Below are 7,910 nucleotides of genomic sequence, written 5' to 3'. Positions count from 1 at the left end.
TTAAAAAGAATGGCTACGGCATGACGTAATGCTGTAGAAAGAAGAATGTCGGAAAGCCGTGTGAGGGAGAACCTCATGCACGGTTTGATGAGGGGAGAGAGGGCAAAGCCCTCTAACCTACTCTACCGGCTCCGCTCCCGGCCATTTTGCCCCCTGCCGGTTGTAGTAGTAAGCGAGGAGGGAATTTTTCTGCCCTGGTGTTTGGCATTTGGAGCATTTACCCGTAGTAGAGGGCAAAGAGAAAGGATTTCTCCAACACCGGGTAGAAACCACTGCGTCCGGTGTCATTTTAGCGAAAGCGGGCAGGAATGCCCTTTACAGGATTAGTAGTAGCAGAAAAAGAGAAACAAACTTTTGTGGTTGCAGTTTTCCAAAAAAGTGGCGGACGGAAGTGAGAGAAAGTTTGCAGTCACGGAGAGCAAGTTTCTACCACGGTGCCAAAATCCGCAATTCTGCAGTTTTGCCCCTCGCGGGAAACTTGTTGGGGAGTGCCTTCCCCAAACCCTGCTCATGCGCCCTTACGGGCGAGAAAGGAGGTCACACCATGCGAAAGAAATACAACACGCCCCACCGCAGCCGCGTTGTGAAAACCCGGCTGTCCGAAGATGAGTATGCCGACTTCACAGCGCGGCTTGCGCCCTATGGTATCAGCCAGTCCGAATTTCTCCGGCAGGCGATACGGCGGGCGACCATACGCCCGGTTGTCCATGTGTCGTCGGTCAATGACGAGTTGCTTTCCGCTGTCGGGAAGCTGACAGCCGAGTACGGCAGGATCGGCGGCAACCTCAATCAGATTGCCCGGTATCTGAACGAATACGGCGTACCCTACAACACCCTTTCCGGCGAGGTACGCGCCGCCATATCCGACCTTGCCGTCCTCAAGTATGAAGTCCTCAAGAAAGTAGGTGACGCGGTTGGCAACACTCAAGCATATCAACTCTAAAAACGCCGACTACGGAGCCGCCGAGCAATATCTTCTCTTTGAGCATGACGAGTTTACCATGAAGCCCGTCCTTGATGAAACCGGCAGGCTTATCCCCCGCGAGGACTACCGGCTGTCCACGCTGAACTGCGACGGGGAGGATTTTGCCGTTGCGTGTATGCGGGCCAATCTCCGCTATCAGAAAAACCAGCGGCGGGAAGATGTGAAAAGCCACCACTACATCATCAGCTTTGACCCGCGGGACGGGCCGGACAACGGCCTGACCGTAGACCGGGCGCAGGCGTTGGGGGAACAATTCTGTAAAGAGCATTTTCCCGGCCACCAGGCCCTTGTCTGCACCCACCCGGACGGGCATAACCACAGCGGCAACATTCATGTGCATATCGTCATAAACAGCCTGCGGATTGAGGAAGTGCCGTTCCTGCCCTACATGGACAGGCCGGCCGATACGAAAGTCGGCTGCAAGCACCGATGTACCGACGCTGCCCTGCGCTACTTCAAATCCGAAGTCATGGAGATGTGCCACCGGGAGGGGCTTTATCAAATCGACCTCTTGAACGGCAGCAAGAACCGCGTCACCGACCGGGAGTATTGGGCGCAGAAAAAGGGACAGGCCGCGCTGGACAAGCAGAACGCCCCCATGATTGCCGATAGTATCACGCCCCGGCAGACCAAGTTTGAAACGAACAAGGAGAAGCTGCGGCAGACCCTACGGAAAGCCCTTGCCACCGCCGCCAGCTTTGACGAGTTTTCCTCTCTGTTGCTGCAGGAGGGTGTGACCGTCAAGGAGAGCCGGGGGCGGCTTTCCTACCTCACGCCGGACAGGACAAAGCCAATTACCGCCCGGAAGCTGGGCGACGATTTTGACCGCGCCGCTGTCTTTGCCGTTTTAGAGCAAAACGCCGCCAGAGCAGCCGAAGCGCCAGCCAGATCCCCCGATCCCCCACGCACCATAAAAGACCGCTTGCAGGTTGCCAGAGCCGAGATAGCCGCCCCGAAACAGGACGGAGTGCAGCGGCTTGTGGACATTGAGCAGAAAATGGCCGAGGGCAAAGGCCGGGGCTATGAACGCTGGGCGAAGATACACAATCTGAAGCAGGCCGCCAAAACGCTGTCCGTCTACCAGCAATACGGCTTTACTTCCCCGGAGCAGTTAGAAGCCGCCGTTGACACCGCCTATCAGAAAATGCGCCAGACCAGCGGCGAACTGAAAGCACTGGAAACGAAGCTGCAAGGGAAAAAGAAGTTGCAGCGGCAGGTGTTGGCCTACGCCCAGACCAAGGCCGCCCGCGACGGGCTGCGGGCACAGAAATCCGAGAAAGCCCGCGCCGCATACCGGCAGGCCCATGAGAGCGATTTTATCATAGCCGACGCAGCAGCCCGGTATTTCAAGGCGCATGGCATTACCAAGCTGCCCGCCCGGAAAGCGTTGCAGGCCGAGATCGAGCAGCTTATCTCCGAGAAAGACGGCCTGTATAACACCTATCACGAACAGAAACAGCGGTTCAAGGAGTTGCAGACCGTCAAGCGGAACATCGACCAGATTTTGCGCCGGGACGAGCCGCACCGCAGAAAGGAGCAGAGCCATGAGCGATAACCTGCCCCACATGGACTACCGCCAGCACCGGCGGGCGCGGCGGCTGGTACATGAGTGCTGTAACTACGATGAGGGGAACTGCCTGCTATTGGACGACGGGGAGCCTTGCGTGTGCGTCCAGAGCATTTCCTTTTCCCTCATGTGCCACTGGTTCCGTGTGGCTGTCCTGCCCCTTGACGGGGAGCTGGCCGCAGCCCTCTTGTGCCGGGGAAGCCGGAAACGGTGTGCCGTCTGCGGGGCGGCCTTTGTCCCCAAATCCAACCGGGGAAAATACTGCCCCGACTGCGCCGGGCGCATGAAGAAAATCAAAGCCGCCGAGAGAAAGCGGAAACAAAGGCAGAGATGTCACGCTTTAGAGCCTTTCAAACCCGCATAAATCAAGGCTTTTTTCGTGGGTGTCAAAGGGTACGCGATACATTTATCCTTTTCCCCCGGAAACGGCGTTTTAATGCGTGACAATACGCCAAAATCAACCCGAACACAGGGAGGTGATCCTATCGCTGATTATATCAGGGCAGACACGCGGCTGCCCGCCTATCTGCCGTATCCCCGTTTCCTGCTGAAAATGGAGATTTCACAGACCGCCAAGCTGCTGTATTCGCTGCTGTTAGACCGTTCCACCCTCTCCCAGAAAAACAAGTGGCTGGACGACGAGGGCAGGATTTATATTATCTATCCCATCGCGGAGATAGCAGAAATACTGGATAAAGGCAGCACCACCATCAAGGGGGCGCTTAATGAACTGGACACGGCGGGGCTGTTGGAACGGGAACGGGGCGGCTTCTCCGCACCGAACCGGCTTTATGTCAAAGTACCGCCAGTGCCACAGGTACAGTTTTCAGACCAACTGATGGCCGGAAGTCCGCCCCTCATAGAGCCGGAAAACCGTCCTACTGATGGTCAGAAAACCGACCTTATGATGGTCGGAAAACCGTCCCCTAACCAAACTACTATAAACAACCTTACAGAGAGCCAAACAAAGGGAGTGAGTGGGGGGCCGTCCGCGCCCTATGGCCGATATGGAAATATTTTTCTGTCACAGACCGAATACGACGAGTTGCAGGCAGAGTACCCTGACAGGCTGGAACGGTTCATCGAGGAAATGAGCCGCTACCTTGCCGCCAACGGGAAAAGCTACCAGAACTATGCCGCCGCCCTGCGGATATGGGCGGGGAACGACAAAAAGGAAGCCCCTAAAAAGGGCATACCAGACTACTCATGCAAGGAGGGCGAGAGTTTATGAAGAATGAAATCAACGCGGTTTTGGAGAATATGACGACCACCATCCCGGAGCCGGAGGACTACACCGGCGAGGACGGTTTACTGTACTGCGGCAAGTGCCGCAAGCCGAAAGAAGCCTATTTTGCGCCGGATAAGGCCGCTATCTTCGGGCGCGACCGCCACCCGGCAGAGTGCGACTGCCAGAGAACCGCCCGCGAGGAACGGGAAGCCGCCGAAAAGCGGCGCAGACACCTTGACACCGTGGAAGAACTGAAACGCCGGGGCTTTACCGACCCCACCATGCGGGACTGGACTTTCGAGAACGACAACGGCAGGAACCCGCAGACCGGGCTTGCCCGCCGGTATGTGGAGCATTGGGAAGATATGCGGACAGACAATATCGGCTGCCTGTTCTGGGGCGGCGTAGGCACCGGCAAAAGCTACCTTGCAGGCTGTATCGCAAACGCCCTCATGGAGAAAGAAATCCCCGTCCGCATGACGAACTTTGCTCTTATCCTCAATGACCTTGCCGCCAGCTTTGAGGGGCGCAACGAGTACATTTCCCGCCTTTGTCGTTATCCGCTGCTGATCCTTGACGACTTCGGCATGGAACGCGGGACGGAATACGGGCTGGAACAGGTGTTCAATGTGATTGACAGCCGTTACCGCAGCGGCAAGCCGCTGATCGTCACGACCAACCTTACGCTGGACGACCTGCACAACCCGGAGGACACCGCCCATTCCCGGATTTATGACCGCCTGCTTTCCATGTGCGTCCCGGTACGCTTTACCGGCGACAACTTCCGGCAGGAAACCGCCAAGCGGAAAATGGAGAGCATGAAGAAACTGATTACCGACTGAAAGGAGTATTGCCTATGGCAGATAACAAGCAGCACGACACCCGCACCACCCGCCGCCCTGACTGTGTGACGGAAATCCGCATGGGCAATTCCGTCCTTGTCGTGTCCGGCTATTTCAAGAAAGACACCACAACCACAGCCGCCGACAAAATGGCGCGGGTACTGGAAGCGGAAGCCGCTGCTACACAGGAGCCGACTTATCCGGCGTGAACCGGGGCATGGAAAAGCGGCCATGCCAGGGAGCATGACCGCTGGAACGAAAATCGGAAGTGCTTTAGCAATTCTTAATCTCATTCTCTATAAAATAATTTGCAATTTCAAAGGCTTTTATTCTTCTCTTTGCCAATGTGATTTGTGATTTATAACGCTCGGAATTATCCTTTGATTCAAATGTTTTTACTGTTTCTCTTAGCTTGTGCAGAGTTGAATCAATTTGCCTTTTGGCCGCGGTTAATTCATCTATTGTATACTTCATGTTTTCTCCTTTAACTTCTGATTTTTTTGTTAAATCAGAGTATACCACGGAGTTATGAACTTTTCTACTGCAAATATGGGACGACAACCCATACCATAAAAATCGGAAAATTGAAAAGCTGTAAAGAAGCAAATTTAACGCTTTTGCCGCTGTACAGCCCCCGCCGTTCCGTGGTACAATGAAACCACGGAATAGTGGGGCTGGCTGTCGGAAACGGAGGATTTTATGTTAAGACAAGCCACCCAAAACCTCATTACCGCCCTTTATCCGAGATTGTCCCACGAGGATGAATTGCAAGGCGAGAGTAATTCCATATCGAACCAAAAAAGGATACTCGAAACCTACGCAAAACAGAACGGCTTTACCAATCTGCGCTGGTACACCGACGACGGTTTTTCCGGCGCGAACTTCCAGCGGCCCGGATTTCAAGCCATGCTTGCGGACATTGAAGCCGGGAAAGTGGGTACGGTCATCGTCAAGGACATGAGCCGGTTAGGGCGAAACTACTTGCAGGTAGGGTTTTACACGGAAATGCTGTTCCCTCAAAAGGGTGTGCGTTTTATCGCTGTCAACGATAATGTGGACAGTGCCAGCGAGGGCATGGACAACGATTTTACCCCGCTGCGAAATCTGTTCAATGAATGGCTGGTGAGAGATACGAGCAAGAAAATCAAGGCAGTGAAAAAGTCAAAAGGCATGAGCGGCAAGCCTGTTACCAGCAAGCCGGTTTACGGCTATGTGATGGACGAGGACGAGAATTTTATTATAGACGAGGAAGCCGCCCCGGTGGTGCAGCAGATTTACCAGCTTTGCCTTGCCGGGAACGGCCCGACCAAGATTGCCCGTATGCTGACGGAGCAGCAAATCCCCACGCCGGGGACGCTGGAATATCAGCGGACAGGCAGCACCCGCCGTTATCACCCAGGCTATGAGTGCAAATGGGCGACCAACACCGTCGTTCATATCCTCGAAAACCGAGAGTACACCGGATGTCTGGTGAACTTCAAAACGGAAAAGCCTTCTTATAAGGTCAAGCACAGCATAGAGAACCCCGTCGAGAAGCAGGCCATTTTCGAGAACCACCATGAGCCGATCATCGACAAGGAAACATGGGAACGGGTGCAGGAGTTACGCAAACAGCGCAAACGCCCGAACCGCTACGATGAAGTGGGGCTGTTCTCCGGGATTTTGTTCTGCGCCGACTGCGGCCATGTGCTGTATCAGCAGCGGTATCAGAACAAAGACCGCAAACAGGACTGCTACATCTGCGGCAGCTACAAGAAGCGCACCCGCAACTGTACGGCGCACTTTATCCGCACCGATCTGTTGACCGCTGGTGTCCTGGCAAATCTCCGGCAAGTGACCGAATACGCAGCCAAGCATGAGAGCCGGTTTGTGAAACTACTTGTCCAGCAGAACGAGATCGGCGGCAAGCGAAAGACCGCCGCAGCCATCAAGCAGCTTGAACAGGCGCAGGAACGCATTTCTGAAATCAGCCGCATTATCAAGCGGCTGTATGAGGACAATGTAAACGGCAAAATCAGCGATGAGCGTTTCATGGAACTGTCGGCTGACTACGAAGCCGAGCAAGCGGAGCTGAAAAAGAGAGCCGCCGCCCTGCAAGCCGAACTGGACAAGTCACAGGCAGCTACCGTCAACGCCGAGAAATTTATGGGCATTGTCCGCAAGCACCTTGCCTTTGAAGAACTGACCCCCACTCTCTTGCGGGAAATGATCGAGAAAATTGTGGTGCATGAGTGCAGCTATGATGAGAACGGCACCCGCAGGCAGGACATTGAGATTTATTACAGCTTTGTCGGCAAGATTGACTTGCCCGAATAACCGCCCGACCTATCCGACACAATGGCCAAGTGTCGGATAGGAACGGCAAAATTTTTTGCACTTCTATTGCTTCTTTATCACACATAAGCAAAGTCTCAGGGTATGAAGCAGTTCATGGCTAATTAAAGGGAACAAAAAGAAAGGAAAAGCCAATCCAGACGGTATCAGCGGCAGGCTACAAGAATAAATTGTGATTTCACAAGATTGGTGCTATAATAAGAGAAAAGTTCCTGCCGGGGCAGCCGCTCCGGTGGTATGGATAGAAAGGCAGGAAAACAATATGCACATCAGCTATAAACCACTCTGGCACACACTGTTAGAGCGTGATATGAGAAAAGAGGATTTAAGGCTTGCCGCTGGTATGACAACAAATATGATTGCCAACATGAGCAAAGAGGGAAAGCACATCAGCATGGATACATTAGCCCGTATCTGCGAAACGCTGAATTGTGAGATTACCGATGTGATTGAGTTAGTACCAGACGAGCCTGCTTCCACAGGAGGTAAGGAACATGAGCGAATTGAAACCAAGAATAAAAGAAAACGGAATTGATTATATCCTTGTTGGAGATTACTACATCCCGGACTTGAAGTTGCCGGAGGAACACCGCCCCATCGGAAAGTACGGACGGATGCACCGGGAATATTTAAGAGAAGTCTGCCCAGCCAGATTACACACATTGACCCTGACCGGGGAATTGTGGACATATCTTGCAGACCTGAACGAACAGGCACAGAAACGGTTAGACACCATCATGGAGCAGATGAAAGCTGCCGAGGGCGTGACCGAGGAATTGAAGCGTACCCGTCAAATGGAATGGGTGCAGCGTTGCAATAACATTCACAACCGGGCAGAAGAAATTGTTTTACATGAGATGATTTATTCATAACGGTATGGTAGAATGATTATTACAAATTAGAAGTTGTAAAGGAGACTTTGTATGGGTAGAAAAGAAATAACAACAAAAGAAG

10 protein-coding genes are annotated in these 7,910 nt (G+C 53.4%); 9 read left to right on the top strand and 1 reads right to left on the bottom strand.

Annotated elements, in window-relative coordinates; genetic code table 11:
- Positions 1 to 544: 544 nt before the first annotated feature.
- The 6 genes from JQM82_RS13270 (at position 545) to JQM82_RS13245 (ending at position 4,831) form a co-directional block, all read left to right on the top strand.
- Positions 545 to 943, top strand: a complete 399-nt coding sequence (locus JQM82_RS13270) for a plasmid mobilization protein (RefSeq protein WP_002596229.1) — start codon at positions 545 to 547, stop codon at positions 941 to 943.
- On the top strand, positions 915 to 2,540 hold the full coding sequence (locus JQM82_RS13265; protein ID WP_002596230.1) for a relaxase/mobilization nuclease domain-containing protein: 1,626 nt from the start codon (positions 915 to 917) through the stop codon (positions 2,538 to 2,540). Before JQM82_RS13270 ends, JQM82_RS13265 begins: the two co-directional genes overlap by 29 nt.
- The gene (locus tag JQM82_RS13260; RefSeq protein ID WP_002596231.1) at positions 2,530 to 2,916 is read left to right on the top strand and encodes a cysteine-rich VLP domain-containing protein; all 387 of its coding nucleotides are present in this window, start codon (positions 2,530 to 2,532) and stop codon (positions 2,914 to 2,916) included. Before JQM82_RS13265 ends, JQM82_RS13260 begins: the two co-directional genes overlap by 11 nt.
- Before the next feature lie 72 nt (positions 2,917 to 2,988).
- A complete protein-coding gene (locus JQM82_RS13255; RefSeq protein ID WP_006356266.1) occupies positions 2,989 to 3,783 on the top strand; it encodes a replication initiator protein A in 795 nt (264 codons plus the stop codon).
- Positions 3,780 to 4,622 (top strand): ATP-binding protein, encoded by an 843-nt coding sequence (locus JQM82_RS13250; protein WP_002596233.1) that lies wholly within the window; start codon positions 3,780 to 3,782, stop codon positions 4,620 to 4,622. The genes JQM82_RS13255 and JQM82_RS13250 overlap by 4 nt, the downstream gene beginning before the upstream one ends.
- A 14-nt stretch (positions 4,623 to 4,636) precedes the next feature.
- Positions 4,637 to 4,831 (top strand): transposon-encoded TnpW family protein, encoded by a 195-nt coding sequence (locus JQM82_RS13245; protein ID WP_002596234.1) that lies wholly within the window; start codon positions 4,637 to 4,639, stop codon positions 4,829 to 4,831.
- A 64-nt stretch (positions 4,832 to 4,895) separates the two neighbouring features.
- On the opposite strand, the gene JQM82_RS13240 is transcribed toward JQM82_RS13245, so the two are convergent.
- A complete protein-coding gene (locus tag JQM82_RS13240; RefSeq protein ID WP_002596235.1) occupies positions 4,896 to 5,096 on the bottom strand; it encodes a hypothetical protein in 201 nt (66 codons plus the stop codon).
- A 225-nt stretch (positions 5,097 to 5,321) separates the two neighbouring features.
- Here JQM82_RS13240 and JQM82_RS13235 point away from each other — a divergent pair, with 225 nt between their 5' ends.
- The 3 genes from JQM82_RS13235 to JQM82_RS13225 all read left to right on the top strand — a co-directional run bounded on the left by JQM82_RS13235 (position 5,322) and on the right by JQM82_RS13225 (position 7,828).
- Positions 5,322 to 6,938: a recombinase family protein gene (locus JQM82_RS13235; RefSeq protein ID WP_002596236.1), complete on the top strand. Its 1,617-nt coding sequence runs from the start codon at positions 5,322 to 5,324 to the stop codon at positions 6,936 to 6,938.
- Positions 6,939 to 7,218: 280 nt separating this feature from the next.
- On the top strand, positions 7,219 to 7,491 hold the full coding sequence (locus JQM82_RS13230; RefSeq protein WP_002584334.1) for a helix-turn-helix domain-containing protein: 273 nt from the start codon (positions 7,219 to 7,221) through the stop codon (positions 7,489 to 7,491).
- Entirely contained in the window at positions 7,451 to 7,828 is a 378-nt protein-coding gene (locus JQM82_RS13225; RefSeq protein ID WP_002584333.1) for a TnpV protein, read from the top strand. The genes JQM82_RS13230 and JQM82_RS13225 overlap by 41 nt, the downstream gene beginning before the upstream one ends.
- The last annotated feature ends 82 nt before the right edge of the window (positions 7,829 to 7,910 follow it).

The organism is Faecalicatena contorta, from assembly GCF_021531995.1.
In the GTDB taxonomy this organism is placed as follows: domain Bacteria; phylum Bacillota; class Clostridia; order Lachnospirales; family Lachnospiraceae; genus Dorea_A; species Dorea_A contorta_A.
Note: the sequence above shows the minus strand (reverse complement) of the source record. Positions and strands in the feature narration are given on the sequence as shown.